This window comes from Pseudomonas sp. Xaverov 83 (assembly GCF_019352905.1).
Classification (GTDB): domain Bacteria; phylum Pseudomonadota; class Gammaproteobacteria; order Pseudomonadales; family Pseudomonadaceae; genus Aquipseudomonas; species Aquipseudomonas yamanorum.
Genome location: NZ_JAAAFU010000002.1, coordinates 292,417 through 309,092 on the forward strand (window position 1 = coordinate 292,417; position 16,676 = coordinate 309,092).

Annotated in this window: 22 protein-coding genes; all 22 read right to left on the bottom strand. The window is 54.8% G+C overall.

Annotated elements, in window-relative coordinates; genetic code table 11:
• Position 1: 1 nt before the first annotated feature.
• The 22 genes from rplF to rpoC all read right to left on the bottom strand — a co-directional run bounded on the left by rplF (position 2) and on the right by rpoC (position 16,626).
• Positions 2 to 535 (bottom strand): 50S ribosomal protein L6, encoded by a 534-nt coding sequence (gene rplF, locus K0H47_RS01540; RefSeq protein ID WP_003176412.1) that lies wholly within the window; start codon positions 533 to 535, stop codon positions 2 to 4.
• 12 nt (positions 536 to 547) lie between these two features.
• On the bottom strand, positions 548 to 940 hold the full coding sequence (rpsH, locus tag K0H47_RS01545) for a 30S ribosomal protein S8 (protein ID WP_003186040.1): 393 nt from the start codon (positions 938 to 940) through the stop codon (positions 548 to 550).
• 208 nt (positions 941 to 1,148) lie between these two features.
• Positions 1,149 to 1,454: a 30S ribosomal protein S14 gene (gene rpsN / locus K0H47_RS01550; RefSeq protein WP_003176414.1), complete on the bottom strand. Its 306-nt coding sequence runs from the start codon at positions 1,452 to 1,454 to the stop codon at positions 1,149 to 1,151.
• A gap of 13 nt (positions 1,455 to 1,467) precedes the next feature.
• Complete coding sequence (gene rplE, locus K0H47_RS01555) at positions 1,468 to 2,007, bottom strand: 50S ribosomal protein L5 (protein WP_003210069.1); 540 nt, start codon at positions 2,005 to 2,007, stop codon at positions 1,468 to 1,470.
• Positions 2,008 to 2,027: 20 nt separating this feature from the next.
• Positions 2,028 to 2,342 (bottom strand): 50S ribosomal protein L24, encoded by a 315-nt coding sequence (gene rplX / locus K0H47_RS01560; RefSeq protein ID WP_003210072.1) that lies wholly within the window; start codon positions 2,340 to 2,342, stop codon positions 2,028 to 2,030.
• Positions 2,343 to 2,353: 11 nt separating this feature from the next.
• Positions 2,354 to 2,722, bottom strand: coding sequence for a 50S ribosomal protein L14 (gene rplN, locus K0H47_RS01565; RefSeq protein WP_002555479.1), 369 nt, complete (start codon positions 2,720 to 2,722; stop codon positions 2,354 to 2,356).
• A 23-nt stretch (positions 2,723 to 2,745) separates the two neighbouring features.
• Positions 2,746 to 3,012 (bottom strand): 30S ribosomal protein S17, encoded by a 267-nt coding sequence (rpsQ, locus tag K0H47_RS01570; protein WP_003176419.1) that lies wholly within the window; start codon positions 3,010 to 3,012, stop codon positions 2,746 to 2,748.
• A 2-nt stretch (positions 3,013 to 3,014) separates the two neighbouring features.
• The gene (gene rpmC, locus K0H47_RS01575) at positions 3,015 to 3,206 is read right to left on the bottom strand and encodes a 50S ribosomal protein L29 (RefSeq protein ID WP_002555481.1); all 192 of its coding nucleotides are present in this window, start codon (positions 3,204 to 3,206) and stop codon (positions 3,015 to 3,017) included.
• Entirely contained in the window at positions 3,206 to 3,619 is a 414-nt protein-coding gene (gene rplP / locus K0H47_RS01580; RefSeq protein ID WP_003232424.1) for a 50S ribosomal protein L16, read from the bottom strand. Before rplP ends, rpmC begins: the two co-directional genes overlap by 1 nt.
• Positions 3,620 to 3,631: 12 nt before the next feature.
• Positions 3,632 to 4,318 (bottom strand): 30S ribosomal protein S3, encoded by a 687-nt coding sequence (rpsC, locus tag K0H47_RS01585; RefSeq protein WP_003176422.1) that lies wholly within the window; start codon positions 4,316 to 4,318, stop codon positions 3,632 to 3,634.
• Positions 4,319 to 4,331: 13 nt separating this feature from the next.
• Positions 4,332 to 4,664, bottom strand: a complete 333-nt coding sequence (rplV, locus tag K0H47_RS01590; protein WP_003210077.1) for a 50S ribosomal protein L22 — start codon at positions 4,662 to 4,664, stop codon at positions 4,332 to 4,334.
• 13 nt (positions 4,665 to 4,677) lie between these two features.
• Positions 4,678 to 4,953 carry a 30S ribosomal protein S19 gene (gene rpsS / locus K0H47_RS01595; RefSeq protein WP_002555486.1) on the bottom strand — a complete coding sequence of 92 codons (276 nt, stop codon included), beginning with the start codon at positions 4,951 to 4,953 and terminating at the stop codon, positions 4,678 to 4,680.
• A gap of 16 nt (positions 4,954 to 4,969) precedes the next feature.
• Positions 4,970 to 5,794, bottom strand: a complete 825-nt coding sequence (gene rplB, locus K0H47_RS01600) for a 50S ribosomal protein L2 (RefSeq protein WP_003210080.1) — start codon at positions 5,792 to 5,794, stop codon at positions 4,970 to 4,972.
• 14 nt (positions 5,795 to 5,808) lie between these two features.
• A complete protein-coding gene (rplW, locus tag K0H47_RS01605) occupies positions 5,809 to 6,108 on the bottom strand; it encodes a 50S ribosomal protein L23 (RefSeq protein ID WP_002555488.1) in 300 nt (99 codons plus the stop codon).
• Positions 6,105 to 6,707: a 50S ribosomal protein L4 gene (gene rplD / locus K0H47_RS01610; RefSeq protein WP_003210082.1), complete on the bottom strand. Its 603-nt coding sequence runs from the start codon at positions 6,705 to 6,707 to the stop codon at positions 6,105 to 6,107. The genes rplW and rplD overlap by 4 nt, the downstream gene beginning before the upstream one ends.
• Before the next feature lie 12 nt (positions 6,708 to 6,719).
• Entirely contained in the window at positions 6,720 to 7,355 is a 636-nt protein-coding gene (rplC, locus tag K0H47_RS01615) for a 50S ribosomal protein L3 (protein ID WP_003194649.1), read from the bottom strand.
• Between the two features lie 81 nt (positions 7,356 to 7,436).
• On the bottom strand, positions 7,437 to 7,748 hold the full coding sequence (rpsJ, locus tag K0H47_RS01620) for a 30S ribosomal protein S10 (RefSeq protein ID WP_003210084.1): 312 nt from the start codon (positions 7,746 to 7,748) through the stop codon (positions 7,437 to 7,439).
• A 141-nt stretch (positions 7,749 to 7,889) separates the two neighbouring features.
• Positions 7,890 to 9,083 (bottom strand): elongation factor Tu, encoded by a 1,194-nt coding sequence (tuf, locus tag K0H47_RS01625; protein WP_003210085.1) that lies wholly within the window; start codon positions 9,081 to 9,083, stop codon positions 7,890 to 7,892.
• A gap of 30 nt (positions 9,084 to 9,113) precedes the next feature.
• Complete coding sequence (gene fusA / locus K0H47_RS01630) at positions 9,114 to 11,219, bottom strand: elongation factor G (RefSeq protein WP_010174505.1); 2,106 nt, start codon at positions 11,217 to 11,219, stop codon at positions 9,114 to 9,116.
• Positions 11,220 to 11,249: 30 nt separating this feature from the next.
• On the bottom strand, positions 11,250 to 11,720 hold the full coding sequence (gene rpsG, locus K0H47_RS01635) for a 30S ribosomal protein S7 (RefSeq protein WP_002555493.1): 471 nt from the start codon (positions 11,718 to 11,720) through the stop codon (positions 11,250 to 11,252).
• Positions 11,721 to 11,838: 118 nt separating this feature from the next.
• Positions 11,839 to 12,210 carry a 30S ribosomal protein S12 gene (rpsL, locus tag K0H47_RS01640; RefSeq protein WP_002555494.1) on the bottom strand — a complete coding sequence of 124 codons (372 nt, stop codon included), beginning with the start codon at positions 12,208 to 12,210 and terminating at the stop codon, positions 11,839 to 11,841.
• A 216-nt stretch (positions 12,211 to 12,426) separates the two neighbouring features.
• Positions 12,427 to 16,626, bottom strand: a complete 4,200-nt coding sequence (gene rpoC, locus K0H47_RS01645) for a DNA-directed RNA polymerase subunit beta' (protein WP_017476318.1) — start codon at positions 16,624 to 16,626, stop codon at positions 12,427 to 12,429.
• Positions 16,627 to 16,676: the final 50 nt, after the last annotated feature.

Genomic DNA, 16,676 nt, shown 5'->3' on the forward strand with positions numbered 1-16,676 from the left:
CCTACTTCTTCTTGGCTTCTTTACGACGGACGACTTCGTCCGCGTAGCGCACACCTTTGCCTTTGTACGGCTCTGGTGGACGGAAGTCGCGGATCTCAGCGGCCACCTGACCTACCAGCTGCTTATCAATACCCTTGATCAGGATATCGGTTTGGCTTGGGGTCTCAGCGGTGATGCCTTCCGGCAGTTCGTAATCCACTGGGTGCGAGAAGCCAAGGGCCAGGTTCAGAACCGTGCCTTTTGCTTGCGCTTTGTAACCAACACCGACCAGCTGGAGCTTACGCTCGAAGCCTTGGCTTACGCCTTGGACCATGTTGTTTACCAACGCACGAGTGGTACCGGCCATTGCGCGAGTTTGTTGATCGCCATTGCGAGCAGCGAAACGCAGCTCACCAGCTTCTTCAACGATCTCAACGGACGAATGGATGTTCAGTTCCAGAGTGCCCTTGGCACCCTTCACCGAAAGCTGTTGGCCTGCGAATTTTACTTCGACACCGGCTGGCAGCTTAACGGGGTTCTTAGCGACGCGTGACATGCTTATCCCCCCTTAGAACACAGTGCAAAGAACTTCGCCGCCGACACCGGCAGCGCGCGCAGCACGATCCGTCATCACACCTTTGTTGGTGGAGACGATAGACACACCGAGACCGCCACGAACTTTTGGCAGATCATCAACGGACTTGTACTGACGCAGGCCTGGACGGCTAACGCGCTTCACTTCTTCGATGACCGGACGGCCTTCGAAGTACTTCAGCTCGATGGACAGCAGTGGTTTGATTTCGCTGCTGATCTGATAACCCGCAATGTAGCCTTCGTCTTTCAGGACTTTGGCAACAGCAACCTTCAACGTGGAAGATGGCATGCTTACGACGGACTTTTCAGCCATCTGGGCATTACGGATACGAGTTAGCATGTCCGCTAACGGGTCCTGCATACTCATGGCTAGACGCTCCTAATACAAAAAAATTAGCCTTGCGGCCATTACGTGTCGCCGAGAATCTCCGAGCACAAAACACACGGGCTCAGGCGAGCCGCGTATTTTAGACACACTCCGGAAATGAAACAAGCCCCAAAAGGGGCTTGTTCCAGATTCTAGGTCACCGGCGGTCAGTATCTTGCGATCCTGACCACCTGGACTTCGAAAGTACTTACCAGCTGGCTTTAACCAGACCTGGTACGTCACCACGCATTGCCGCTTCACGCAGTTTGTTACGGCCGAGGCCGAACTTGCGGTAAACGCCGTGTGGACGACCGGTCAGGCGGCAGCGGTTACGCATGCGCGAAGCGCTTGCGTCACGTGGCTGCTTCTGCAGAGCAACTGTAGCTTCCCAACGCGCTTCTGGACTTGCGTTCAGATCAACGATGATTGCTTTCAGTGCTGCACGCTTCTTGGCGTACTTGGCAACCGTGAGCTGACGTTTCAGCTCGCGGTTTTTCATGCTCATCTTGGCCATGGTCCTACTCCAATCAGTTGCGGAACGGGAATTTGAACGCACGCAGCAGAGCGCGGCCTTCATCATCGTTCTTGGCAGTGGTGGTCAGGGTGATGTCCAGACCGCGGAGAGCATCGATCTTGTCGTAGTCGATTTCCGGGAAGATGATCTGCTCTTTAACGCCCATGCTGTAGTTACCACGACCATCGAAGGACTTGGCATTCAGGCCGCGGAAGTCGCGGACCCGAGGCAGGGAGATCGACAGCAGACGATCCAGGAATTCGTACATACGCTCACGGCGCAGAGTCACTTTGACGCCGATCGGCCAACCTTCACGGACTTTAAAGCCAGCGATGGATTTCCGAGCGTAGGTCACAACGACTTTTTGGCCGGTGATCTTTTCCAGGTCAGCAACAGCGTGCTCGATGACTTTTTTGTCGCCGATCGCTTCGCCCAGACCCATGTTCAGGGTGATTTTGGTAACGCGCGGAACTTCCATCACGTTCGAAAGCTTAAGTTCTTCCTTAAGTTTCGGTGCGATTTCCTTCCGGTAAATCTCTTTTAGTCGTGCCATGGTCTTCTACCTAGCAGTGTTCAAGCATCAACCGCTTTTTGGGTCGACTTGAAGACACGAATTTTCTTACCTTCTTCTACTTTGAAACCAACGCGGTCAGCCTTGTTGGTTTCGCCGTTGAAGATGGCGACGTTAGAAGCGTGCAGTGGCGCTTCTTTCTCGACGATACCGCCTTGTACGCCCGACATCGGGTTAGGCTTGGTATGACGCTTGACCAGGTTCAGACCACTAACGACCAGACGGTCATCAGCAAGAACCTTCAGCACCTTACCGCGCTTACCTTTGTCTTTGCCGGCGATCACGATGATCTCGTCGTCACGACGAATCTTTTGCATGTCGGATCTCCTTACAGCACTTCTGGGGCGAGCGAGACGATCTTCATGAACTTCTCAGTACGAAGTTCACGGGTCACTGGCCCAAAGATACGGGTGCCGATCGGCTCTTGCTTGTTGTTCAGAAGAACAGCAGCGTTGCCATCAAAGCGGATAATGGAGCCATCTGCACGGCGTACGCCGTGACGAGTGCGGACTACAACAGCAGTCATCACTTGGCCTTTTTTCACTTTACCGCGAGGAATTGCTTCCTTCACGGTAACTTTGATGATGTCACCGATACCAGCGTAACGACGATGGGAGCCACCCAGCACCTTGATGCACATAACGCGGCGTGCGCCGCTGTTATCGGCCACATCGAGCATGGATTGAGTCTGAATCATATAATTTCTCCGACCCCTAGTCCTTAGACTTCCACAGCGCGTTCGAGAACATCAACCAGTGCCCAAGACTTGGTCTTGGCCAGCGGACGAGTTTCACGAATAGTGACTTTGTCGCCGATGTGGCACTGATTGGTTTCGTCGTGCGCGTGCAGCTTAGTCGAACGCTTAACGTATTTACCGTAGATCGGGTGCTTAACGCGACGCTCGATCAAAACGGTGATGGTTTTGTCCATCTTGTCGCTGACAACACGGCCAGTCAGCGTACGGACAGTCTTTTCGGCTTCAGCCATGATCACTTACCTGCCTGCTGGTTGAGCACAGTTTTCACGCGAGCAATGTCACGCTTAACTTGCGAGAGCAGATGAGACTGCCCCAACTGGCCAGTTGCTTTCTGCATACGCAGATTGAACTGGTCGCGCAGCAGGCCGAGCAGTTGCTCGTTCAGCTGCTGTGCGGATTTTTCACGAAGTTCATTCGCTTTCATCACATCACCGTCCGTTTAACAAAGGCGGTGGCGAGCGGCAGCTTTGCAGCAGCCAGGGCAAAAGCCTCACGCGCCAGCTCTTCAGTTACACCCTCGATTTCATACAGGACTTTACCTGGCTGAATCTGGGCTACCCAGTATTCCACGTTACCCTTACCTTTACCCATCCGAACCTCGAGAGGTTTTTTGGAGATCGGCTTGTCCGGGAATACACGGATCCAGATCTTGCCGCCACGTTTTACGTGACGGGTCAGTGCACGACGCGCTGACTCGATCTGACGAGCGGTGAGACGACCACGAGCTACAGACTTCAGCGCGAACTCGCCGAAGCTGACTTTGCTACCGCGCTGAGCCAGACCACGGTTGTGGCCTGTCATCTGCTTGCGGAACTTCGTACGCTTAGGTTGCAACATTTGGCGTACCCCTTACTTAGCAGCTTTTTTACGAGGCGCTGGTGCTTGTGGTTTCAGTTCTTCTTGGCGACCACCAATTACTTCGCCCTTGAAGATCCAAACCTTTACACCGATCACACCGTAAGTGGTGTGAGCTTCGTAGTTGGCATAGTCGATGTCGGCACGCAGGGTGTGCAATGGCACACGACCTTCGCGATACCATTCAGTACGTGCGATTTCAGCACCGCCGAGACGACCGCTCACTTGGATTTTGATGCCCTTGGCACCAATGCGCATGGCGTTCTGTACTGCGCGCTTCATAGCGCGACGGAACATTACGCGACGCTCCAGCTGCTGAGCTACGCTCTGCGCAACCAGCATACCGTCGAGCTCCGGCTTACGGATCTCTTCGATATTGATGTGCACAGGCACACCCATTTGCTTGGTCAGGTCCTGACGCAGCTTCTCAACATCTTCACCTTTCTTCCCGATAACGATACCTGGACGAGCGGTGTGGATGGTGATACGTGCAGTTTGAGCAGGACGATGGATATCGATACGGCTCACGGACGCGCTTTTTAGTTTGTCTTGGAGATACTCACGCACCTTCAGATCAGCGAACAAGTAGTCCGCATAAGTCCGACCGTCTGCGTACCAGACGGAGGTGTGCTCCTTGACGATTCCCAGGCGAATGCCAATGGGATGTACTTTCTGACCCATCTCTTCGACTCCGTTACTTGTCAGCAACCTTGACAGTGATATGGCAAGACCGCTTGACGATGCGATCAGCTCGGCCTTTGGCACGAGGCATGATGCGCTTCAGCGAACGCCCTTCGTTGACGAAAACGGTGCTGACCTTAAGGTCATCAACGTCTGCGCCTTCGTTGTGCTCGGCGTTGGCTACGGCCGACTCCAGCACTTTCTTGATGATCTCGGCGGCTTTCTTACTGCTGAAAGCCAACAGGTTGAGCGCTTCGCCCACCTTCTTCCCGCGGATCTGGTCGGCGACCAAGCGGGCTTTCTGGGCGGAGATTCGAGCGCCCGACAACTTAGCGGCTACTTCCATCGTTCCTTACCCCTTAACGCTTGGCTTTCTTGTCTGCCACGTGCCCACGATATGTGCGGGTACCGGCAAACTCGCCTAGTTTGTGGCCGACCATGTCTTCGTTCACGAGAACTGGAACATGTTGACGACCGTTATGCACTGCAATGGTCAGACCGACCATTTGTGGCAGGATCATCGAACGACGCGACCAGGTTTTCACCGGTTTGCGATCGTTCTTTTCCGCCGCCACTTCGATCTTCTTCAGTAGGTGAAGATCAATAAAAGGACCTTTTTTCAGAGAACGTGGCACTGTCGTATCCCTCTATTTACTTGCGACGACGGACGATCATTTTGTCGGTACGCTTATTACCACGAGTCTTCGCGCCCTTAGTCGGGAAGCCCCATGGCGATACCGGATGACGACCACCAGAGGTACGACCTTCACCACCACCGTGTGGGTGGTCAACCGGGTTCATGGCAACACCACGAACGGTTGGGCGAACGCCACGCCAGCGTTTGGCACCAGCTTTACCCAGCGAACGCAGGCTGTGCTCGGAGTTCGAGACTTCGCCCAGGGTCGCACGGCATTCAGCCAGTACTTTACGCATTTCACCAGAGCGCAGACGCAGGGTCACGTAGACACCTTCACGAGCGATCAGCTGAGCCGAAGCACCAGCGGAACGAGCGATTTGCGCGCCTTTACCCGGCTTCAATTCGATGCCGTGTACGGTGCTACCAACTGGAATGTTGCGCAGTTGCAGAGCGTTGCCCGGCTTGATCGGTGCCAAAGCACCTGCGATCAGCTGGTCACCAGCACTCACGCCTTTAGGGGCGATGATGTAGCGACGCTCGCCATCTGCGTACAGCAGCAGAGCGATGTGAGCAGTACGGTTTGGATCGTATTCGATACGCTCGACAGTGGCAGCGATGCCATCTTTGTCGTTGCGACGGAAGTCGACCAGACGATAATGCTGCTTATGGCCACCACCGATGTGACGAGTGGTAATACGACCATTGTTGTTACGACCACCAGTCTTCGATTTCTTCTCGAGCAGCGGTGCGTGAGGAGCGCCTTTATGCAGCTCCTGGTTGACCACCTTGACCACAAAACGGCGGCCAGGGGAAGTCGGTTTGCATTTAACGATTGCCATGATGCACCCCTTCCTTACTCAGCACTGCTGCTGAAATCGAGATCTTGGCCTGGCTGAAGGGAGATAACTGCCTTCTTCCAGTCATTACGCTTGCCCAGACCGCGAGCAGTGCGCTTGCTCTTACCCAGAACATTCAGGGTAGTAACACGCTCTACTTTCACGCTGAACAGGCTTTCGACGGCCTTCTTGATTTCCAGCTTGGTTGCGTCAGTTGCAACCTTGAAAACGAACTGGCCTTTCTTGTCAGCCAGAACCGTAGCCTTTTCGGAAACGTGCGGGCCAAGCAGAACTTTAAATACGCGTTCCTGGTTCATCCCAGCAGCTCCTCGAATTTCTTCACGGCCGACACGGTGATCAACACCTTGTCGTATGCGATCAGACTAACTGGATCGGAACCTTGCACGTCACGTACATCAACGTGTGGCAGGTTGCGAGCAGCCAGGTACAGGTTCTGATCAACAGCTTCAGACACGATCAGGACGTCAGTCAGGCCCATGCCGTTCAGCTTGTTCAGCAGATCTTTGGTTTTCGGCGCTTCAACAGCGAAGTCCTGAACCACGACCAGACGATCAGTACGCACGAGTTCAGCAAGGATGGAGCGCAGTGCTGCGCGGTACATCTTCTTGTTGAGCTTCTGGGTGTGATCCTGTGGACGTGCTGCGAAAGTGGTACCGCCGCCACGCCAGATTGGGCTACGGATAGTACCGGCACGAGCACGGCCAGTACCTTTCTGACGCCAAGGGCGCTTACCGCCACCACGAACGTCGGAACGGGTCTTTTGCTGCTTGCTACCTTGACGGCCGCCGGCCATGTAGGCCACGACTGCTTGGTGAACCAGCGTCTCGTTGAATTCGCCGCCAAATGTCAGTTCGGAAACTTCGATCGCTTGAGCGTCATTTACATTTAATTGCATGTCAGCTTCCCCTTAACCGCGAGCCTTGGCCGCTGGACGTACAACCAGGTTGCCGCCAGTAGCGCCAGGAACAGCACCCTTGACCAACAACAGATTGCGTTCAGCGTCGACGCGCACTACTTCGAGGGACTGCACGGTCACGCGCTCAGCGCCCATATGACCGGACATTTTTTTGCCCTTGAATACACGACCAGGAGTCTGGCACTGGCCAATAGAGCCCGGGACGCGGTGGGAAACGGAGTTACCGTGAGTGTTGTCTTGGCCACGGAAATTCCAACGCTTGATCGTACCCTGGAAGCCTTTACCTTTGGACTGACCGGTTACATCAACCAGTTGACCAGCGGCGAAGATTTCAGCGTTGATCAGATCGCCAGCCTGGTAGTCGCCGTCTTCAAGACGGAACTCCATGACAGTACGACCAGCTGCAACGTTTGCTTTAGCGAAGTGACCTGCTTGAGCAGCAGTCACACGCGAAGCACGACGCTCGCCGACAGTGACTTGCACTGCACGATAGCCATCGGTTTCTTCAGTTTTAAACTGGGTGACGCGATTCGGTTCGATCTCAATGACCGTGACCGGAATGGAGACACCTTCTTCGGTGAAAATACGGGTCATACCGCATTTACGACCGACTACACCAATAGTCATGTTGTAAACCTCATGAGTGTACGGGGCTTTCACCCGCTATGGCCGCCCATTTCAGAGCGTTACACGACTAAGACCCAAGTCTTAGCCGAGGCTGATCTGTACTTCCACACCGGCCGCCAGATCAAGCTTCATAAGTGCATCAACGGTTTTATCCGTTGGCAGGACGATGTCCAGCACGCGCTTATGAGTACGGATCTCGTACTGGTCACGCGCGTCTTTGTTGACGTGCGGGGAGACCAGAACGGTGAACCGCTCTTTACGGGTAGGCAGTGGAATTGGACCACGCACTTGAGCACCAGTACGTTTCGCGGTTTCCACGATTTCCTGGGTGGATTGGTCGATCAGTTTGTGGTCAAAAGCCTTCAACCTGATACGAATTTGCTGATTTGCCATTGGATTTCAGACTCCGGCTGCTATTCCCAGCGAGCGCAACACGCCCGTTAAAAGGAGGCGCAATTCTATAGACGCCCCATATGGGTGTCAACTCAATAAAAAAGCCCCCGCTGAGCGGGGGCTTTTTCAAGTCATCACTTATTAAGCGATGATTTTGGCTACGACGCCAGCGCCGACGGTACGACCGCCTTCACGAATAGCGAAACGCAGACCATCTTCCATTGCGATGGTTTTGATCAGGGTGACAACCATTTTGATGTTGTCGCCTGGCATTACCATTTCAACGCCTTCCGGCAGTTCGCAGTTACCGGTCACGTCAGTGGTCCGGAAGTAGAACTGTGGACGGTAGCCTTTGAAGAACGGAGTGTGACGGCCGCCTTCTTCTTTGCTCAACACGTACACTTCAGCTTCGAAGGTAGTGTGCGGCTTAACCGAACCTGGCTTGACCAGAACCTGGCCACGCTCAACGTCGTCACGCTTGGTACCACGCAGCAGAACGCCGCAGTTCTCGCCTGCACGACCTTCGTCGAGCAGTTTACGGAACATTTCAACACCGGTGCAGGTGGTGACGGTAGTGTCACGCAGACCAACGATTTCCAGTGGATCTTGAACCTTAACGATACCGCGCTCGATACGGCCAGTTACAACAGTACCACGACCGGAGATCGAGAATACGTCTTCGATTGGCATCAGGAACGGCTTGTCGATAACACGAACTGGATCTGGGATGTAGCTGTCCAGAGTCTCAACCAGTTTACGAACGGCAGTGGTGCCCATTTCGTTGTCGTCAAGACCGTCCAGAGCCATACGAGCAGAACCGATGATGATCGGAGTGTCGTCGCCCGGGAAGTCGTAAGTGCTCAGCAGATCGCGCACTTCCATCTCAACCAGTTCCAGCAGCTCAGCGTCGTCTACCAGGTCAGCCTTGTTCAGGAAGACCACGATGTACGGAACGCCTACCTGACGGGACAGCAGGATGTGTTCACGGGTTTGTGGCATCGGACCATCAGCGGCCGAGCAAACCAGGATCGCGCCGTCCATCTGGGCAGCACCGGTGATCATGTTCTTCACATAGTCAGCGTGACCTGGGCAGTCAACGTGAGCGTAGTGACGGATCAGCGAGTTGTATTCAACGTGCGCGGTGTTGATGGTGATACCACGAGCTTTTTCTTCTGGTGCGCTGTCGATCTTGTCGAAGTCAACACGAGCCGAACCGAAAACTTCGGAGCAGACGCGAGTCAGAGCAGCGGTCAGAGTGGTTTTACCGTGGTCAACGTGGCCGATAGTGCCAACGTTTACGTGCGGTAGGGAACGATCAAATTTTTCTTTAGCCACGACAATTAACTCCTTGCCTAAAGGACTGAATCAGCCTTGTTTTTTGGATACAGTTTCAGCGATGTGCGCCGGAGCTGTGTTGTATTTTTTGAATTCCATAGAGTAGCTTGCGCGACCCTGAGACATGGAACGAACGTCGGTCGCATAACCGAACATCTCGCCCAACGGAACCTCGGCACGAATCACTTTGCCGGAAACCGTATCTTCCATACCCAAGATCATGCCGCGACGACGGTTAAGGTCGCCCATCACGTCACCCATGTAGTCTTCAGGCGTAACGACTTCTACTGCCATGATTGGCTCAAGCAACTCACCACCGCCCTTCTGGGCCAGTTGCTTGGTAGCCATGGAAGCAGCCACCTTAAACGCCATCTCGTTGGAGTCGACGTCGTGGTAAGAACCGTCAAAAACGGTCGCCTTCAGGCCGATGAGCGGATAGCCGGCAACAACACCGTTCTTCATCTGCTCTTCGATACCCTTCTGGATAGCCGGGATGTATTCCTTAGGAACAACACCGCCCACTACTTCGTTCACGAATTGCAGACCTTCCTGACCTTCATCAGCAGGAGCAAAACGGATCCAGCAATGGCCGAACTGGCCACGACCGCCGGATTGACGAACGAATTTGCCTTCGATTTCGCAGTTCTTCGTGATGCGCTCACGATAGGAAACCTGAGGCTTACCGATGTTGGCTTCGACGTTGAACTCACGGCGCATCCGGTCAACCAGGATGTCCAGGTGAAGCTCGCCCATGCCGGAGATGATCGTTTGACCAGTCTCTTCATCAGTCTTGACGCGGAAAGATGGATCTTCCTGAGCAAGTTTGCCCAGAGCGATACCCATTTTTTCCTGGTCATCCTTGGTCTTAGGCTCAACGGCAACCGAAATAACCGGCTCCGGGAAGTCCATGCGAACCAGGATGATTGGCTTGTCAGCGTTGCACAAGGTCTCACCAGTGGTGACGTCCTTCATGCCGATCAAGGCCGCGATGTCACCAGCGCGTACTTCCTTGATCTCTTCACGGGCGTTTGCGTGCATTTGCACCATACGACCCACGCGCTCTTTCTTGCCTTTAACCGAGTTGATCACGCCGTCGCCGGAGTTCAACACGCCCGAGTAAACACGGACGAAGGTCAAGGTACCCACGAATGGGTCAGTGGCAATTTTAAATGCCAGAGCGGAGAACGGTTCTGCGTCGTCTGCATGACGCTCCAGCTCGATAGTCTCGTCATCAGGGTCAGTACCCTTGATGGCAGGAATATCCACTGGTGCCGGCAGGTAGTCGATCACAGCATCGAGAACCAGGGGAACGCCCTTATTCTTGAACGAGGAACCGCAAACAGCCAAGACGATCTCACCAGCGATAGTACGCTGACGCAGAGCGGCCTTGATTTCCGCGTTGGTGAGTTCTTCACCTTCGAGGTACTTGTTCATCAGCTCTTCGCTGGCTTCGGCCGCAGCCTCAACCATGTTGTTGCGCCACTCGTCAGCCAATTCCTGCAGTTCAGCAGGGATAGCTTCGCGACGAGGAACCATACCCTTGTCAGCATCGTTCCAATAAACAGCTTCCATAGTCAGCAGATCGATCTGCCCCTGGAAGTTGTCTTCGGAACCGATAGCCAATTGGATTGGCACCGGGGTGTGACCCAGACGCTGCTTGATCTGACCGATCACGCGCAGGAAGTTTGCACCAGCACGGTCCATCTTGTTTACGTAAACAAGACGTGGAACGCCGTACTTGTTGGCCTGACGCCATACGGTTTCCGACTGAGGCTCAACACCCGAGGTACCGCAGAACACAACGACAGCGCCGTCGAGTACGCGCAGGGAACGTTCAACTTCAATGGTGAAGTCTACGTGGCCCGGGGTATCGATTACGTTGAAGCGGTGTTCGTCTTTGTACTGCTTCTCGGAACCTTTCCAGAAGGCGGTAATAGCAGCAGAAGTAATGGTAATACCACGCTCCTGCTCCTGAACCATCCAGTCTGTGGTCGCGGCGCCATCATGCACCTCGCCCATCTTGTGACTTTTGCCGGTGTAAAAAAGGACGCGCTCGGTGGTGGTGGTTTTACCAGCATCCACGTGAGCGACGATACCGATGTTACGGTAGCGACTAATCGGAGTAGTACGAGCCATAAAGCCCTCGCAAAATTAGTGAAGCTAGAATTAGAAGCGGTAGTGCGAGAAAGCTTTGTTGGCTTCAGCCATACGGTGCACGTCTTCACGCTTCTTAACAGCAGCACCTTTACCTTCAGCAGCGTCCAACAGTTCGCCAGCCAAACGCAGGGCCATAGACTTCTCGCCGCGCTTACGGGCGAAGTCTACCAACCAGCGCATTGCCAAAGCGTTACGACGGGACGGGCGAACTTCAACCGGAACCTGGTAAGTAGCACCGCCTACACGGCGCGACTTCACTTCGACCAGCGGAGCGATGGCGTCGAGAGCTTTCTCGAAGATTTCCAGGGGGTCGCTGTTCTTGCGTTCTTTAACCTTTTCCAGCGCGCCATAAACGATACGCTCGGCAACGGCTTTCTTGCCGCTTTCCATCACGTGGTTCATGAACTTGGCCAGAATTTGGCTTCCGTATTTTGGATCGTCAAGCACTTCGCGCTTGGCTGCTACGCGTCTTCTTGGCATGGATAAGCCCTCAAACGGTCTTCAGGTTCGCTCGGAATCGGTGCCCTTTCGGGACGCCTCCGACCTTACTCTTATCGACTCAGAAAATAAGATGATTCAGTTTTACAAAAAGCCGCTACTACTTAGGCTTCTTGGTACCGTACTTCGAACGACCCTGGTTACGACCTTTAACGCCGGAAGTATCCAAGGAGCCGCGTACGGTGTGGTAACGAACACCTGGCAAGTCTTTTACACGACCGCCGCGGATCAGTACCACGCTGTGCTCTTGCAGGTTGTGGCCTTCACCGCCGATGTACGAGGAAACCTCGAAACCGTTGGTCAGGCGCACACGGCATACTTTACGCAGTGCCGAGTTAGGTTTTTTCGGCGTAGTGGTATACACGCGAGTGCATACGCCACGACGTTGCGGGCAGTTCTGCAGCGCAGGCACGTCGGATTTCTCGACGATACGCTTACGCGGCTGACGTACCAGCTGGTTGATAGTTGCCATCTACTAGCTCCACTGTTGTCTTGCGACGCTATTGTCTTGCAAGAAAAGCAAAATGGCAGGAACGAATTCCCGCCAAATTTAGGGGTACAAGAGTCTAAAGAGGATCTTGTCCCCAGTCAAGGCAAGGCCCCGACCTCCCCCTCCATCGAACCGGGACAAATCTGTCTCGATCCGACGAACGGGGCTGCCAGGGCCCGGTCTTATTTACCGCAGAACTCAGTTACCGCTTGAGTTCAGTGCTTCGGTCAGTGCAGCTTCCACTTCACTGGCGCTCACGCGCAGCGGCTTGTCGAGTTCACGGCGGCGCTTACGCTCGCTGTGGTAGGCCAAGCCGGTACCGGCTGGGATCAGTCGACCCACAACCACGTTTTCTTTCAGGCCGCGCAAGTAGTCGCGCTTGCCGGTTACCGCTGCTTCGGTCAGTACGCGAGTGGTCTCCTGGAAGGAGGCCGCCGAGATGAACGACTCAGTGGACAACGACGCCTTGGTGATACCCAGCAACACACGAGTGAACTTGGAAACGAATTTCTCGTCGTTCGCCAGGCGCTCGTTCTCTACCAGTACGTGAGTCAGTTCCATCTGGTCGCCCTTGATGAAACTCGAATCGCCGGATTCAGCGATTTCAACTTTACGCAGCATCTGACGCAGGATGGTCTCGATGTGCTTATCGTTGATCTTCACGCCTTGCAGACGGTAAACGTCCTGGATCTCGTTAACGATGTACTTGGCCAGCGCACTCACACCCAGCAGACGCAGGATGTCGTGTGGATCGCTCGGGCCGTCGGAGATAACTTCGCCGCGGTTTACCTGTTCGCCTTCGAAAACGTTCAGGTGACGCCACTTCGGAATCAGCTCTTCGTACGGATCGCTACCGTCGTTCGGGGTAATGACCAGACGGCGCTTGCCTTTGGTCTCTTTACCGAACGCGATGGTGCCGCTGACTTCAGCCAGAATCGACGCTTCTTTCGGACGACGAGCTTCGAACAAGTCGGCAACACGCGGCAGACCACCGGTGATGTCACGGGTCTTCGAAGTTTCTTGCGGGATACGAGCGATAACATCACCGATCGCGATCTTCGCACCATCCGCAACACCGACCAGGGCGTTGGCTGGCAGGAAGTACTGAGCGATAACGTCAGTGCCTGGCAGCAACAGATCCTTGCCGTTGTCATCAACCATCTTCACAGCAGGACGGATATCTTTGCCTGCAGCTGGACGGTCTTTGGCGTCGAGTACTTCAATGTTGGTCATACCGGTCAATTCGTCAGTCTGACGCTTGATCGTGATGCCTTCTTCCATGCCCACGTAGGTCACGGTACCTTTCATTTCGGTAACGATTGGGTGAGTGTGCGGATCCCACTTGGCCACGATTGCGCCAGCGTCGACCTTGTCACCTTCTTTAACCGAAATCACAGCACCGTACGGCAGCTTGTAACGCTCACGCTCACGACCGTAGTCATCAGCGATTGCCAGCTCACCGGAACGAGACACAGCTACCAGGTGACCATCCACTCGCTCAACGTGCTTCAGGTTGTGCAGACGGACGGTACCGCCATTCTTCACCTGAACGCTGTCGGCTGCGGAGGTCCGGCTTGCCGCACCACCGATGTGGAACGTACGCATGGTCAGCTGGGTACCCGGCTCACCGATGGACTGGGCAGCGATAACGCCGACCGCTTCACCGATGTTCACCTGGTGACCACGAGCCAAGTCACGGCCGTAGCACTTGGCGCAAATGCCGTAGCGGGTTTCGCAGCTGATCGGCGAGCGAACAATCACTTCGTCGATGCTGTTGAGTTCGATGAACTCGACCCACTTCTCGTCTACCAGAGTGCCGGCAGGAACGATGATTTCCTCGGTACCCGGCTTGAATACGTCACGGGCGATTACTCGACCCAGTACGCGCTCACCCAAAGGCTCTACAACGTCGCCGCCTTCGATGTGCGGAGTCATCAGCAAACCGTGCTCGGTACCGCAGTCAACTTCAGTCACAACCAAGTCTTGTGCAACGTCTACCAGACGACGAGTCAGGTAACCGGAGTTAGCGGTTTTCAACGCGGTATCCGCCAGACCTTTACGAGCACCGTGAGTCGAGATGAAGTACTGAAGTACGCTCAAACCTTCACGGAAGTTCGCAGTAATCGGCGTTTCGATGATGGAACCGTCCGGCTTGGCCATCAGGCCACGCATACCGGCGAGCTGACGGATCTGCGCAGCAGAACCCCGTGCGCCCGAGTCGGCCATCATGTACATCGAGTTGAACGACTCTTGATCGACTTCTACGCCATGACGGTCGATAACGCGCTCTTTCGAGAGGTTCGACATCATCGCCTTCGACACTTCGTCGTTGGCCTTGGACCAAAGGTCGATCACTTTGTTGTACTTCTCGCCCTGGGTTACCAGGCCGGAGGCGTACTGGCTTTCGATCTCTTTCACTTCATCGGTAGCAGCACCAATGATGGCGGCTTTCTCGTCCGGGATAACGAAGTCGTTAACACCGATGGAAACGCCGGAAATGGTCGAATAAGCAAAACCGGTGTACATCAACTGGTCAGCGAAGATAACGGTCTCTTTCAAACCAACCACGCGGTAGCACTGGTTGATCAGCTTGGAGATCGCCTTTTTCTTCATTGGCTGGTTGACCACGTCGTACGACAGGCCTGGTGGAACAACCTGGAACAACAGCGCACGGCCGACAGTGGTGTCGACGATACGGGTGTTCTTGACGCTGCCACCGTCACGATCGTTAATGGTTTCGTGGATGCGGACTTTAACCTTGGCGTGCAGTGCGGCTTCGCCGGCACGGAACACACGGTCAACTTCCTGCAGATCCGCGAACACACGACCTTCGCCCTTGGCGTTGATCGCTTCACGAGTCATGTAGTACAGACCCAATACAACGTCCTGCGACGGAACGATGATTGGCTCACCGTTGGCTGGCGACAGAATGTTGTTGGTCGACATCATCAACGCACGCGCTTCCAGCTGGGCTTCCAGCGTCAGCGGTACGTGCACGGCCATTTGGTCGCCGTCGAAGTCGGCGTTGTACGCAGCACAGACCAGAGGGTGCAGCTGGATAGCCTTACCTTCGATCAGTACCGGTTCAAACGCCTGGATACCCAGACGGTGAAGGGTCGGTGCACGGTTGAGGAGAACCGGGTGTTCACGGATCACTTCAGCGAGAACGTCCCAAACCTCTGGCAGTTCGCGCTCGACCATTTTCTTGGCGGCCTTGATGGTGGTCGCGAGACCACGCATTTCCAGCTTGCCGAAAATGAACGGTTTGAACAGCTCGAGAGCCATCTTCTTCGGCAGACCGCACTGGTGCAGACGCAGGGTCGGGCCTACGGTAATTACCGAACGACCGGAGTAGTCAACACGCTTACCGAGCAAGTTCTGACGGAAACGACCCTGCTTACCCTTGATCATGTCAGCCAGGGATTTCAGAGGACGCTTGTTCGAACCGGTGATAGCGCGGCCACGACGACCGTTGTCGAGCAGGGCATCGACAGCTTCTTGCAACATACGCTTTTCGTTGCGCACGATGATGTCCGGAGCGGACAGGTCGAGCAGACGCTTCAAGCGGTTGTTACGGTTGATCACGCGACGGTACAGGTCGTTGAGGTCGGAAGTCGCGAAGCGACCGCCATCCAACGGTACCAGCGGACGCAGGTCTGGCGGCAGAACCGGCAGAACGGTCAGCACCATCCACTCTGGCAAGTTGCCGGAGCCCTGGAAGGCTTCCATCAACTTCAGACGCTTGGACAGCTTCTTGATCTTGGTTTCGGAGTTGGTTTGCGGAATTTCTTCACGCAGACGGCCAATCTCGTGTTCCAGGTCGATAGCGTGCAGCAGTTCGCGGACAGCTTCGGCACCCATGCGGGCATCGAAATCGTCGCCGAACTCTTCCAGCGCTTCGAAATACTGCTCGTCGTTCAGCAGCTGACCTTTTTCAAGGGTGGTCATGCCTGGATCGATAACGACATAGCTCTCGAAGTAGAGAACGCGCTCGATATCACGCAGGGTCATGTCCATCAGCAAGCCGATACGGGACGGCAGTGATTTCAGGAACCAGATGTGGGCAACCGGCGAAGCCAGCTCGATGTGCGCCATGCGCTCACGGCGAACCTTGGCCAGTGCAACTTCAACGCCGCACTTCTCGCAGATCACACCACGGTGCTTCAAGCGCTTGTACTTACCGCACAGGCACTCGTAATCCTTTACCGGGCCAAAGATCTTGGCGCAGAACAGGCCGTCACGCTCTGGTTTGAACGTACGGTAGTTGATGGTTTCCGGCTTTTTAACTTCACCGAACGACCACGAACGGATCATCTCAGGCGATGCCAACCCAATACGGATGGCGTCGAACTCTTCGACTTGACCCTGGTTTTTCAGCAAATTCAGTAGGTCTTTCAAGGCCTTTCCTCCTGGCGGAGCAGAGAGCGGGCTAAACAGCCCCGCTCTCG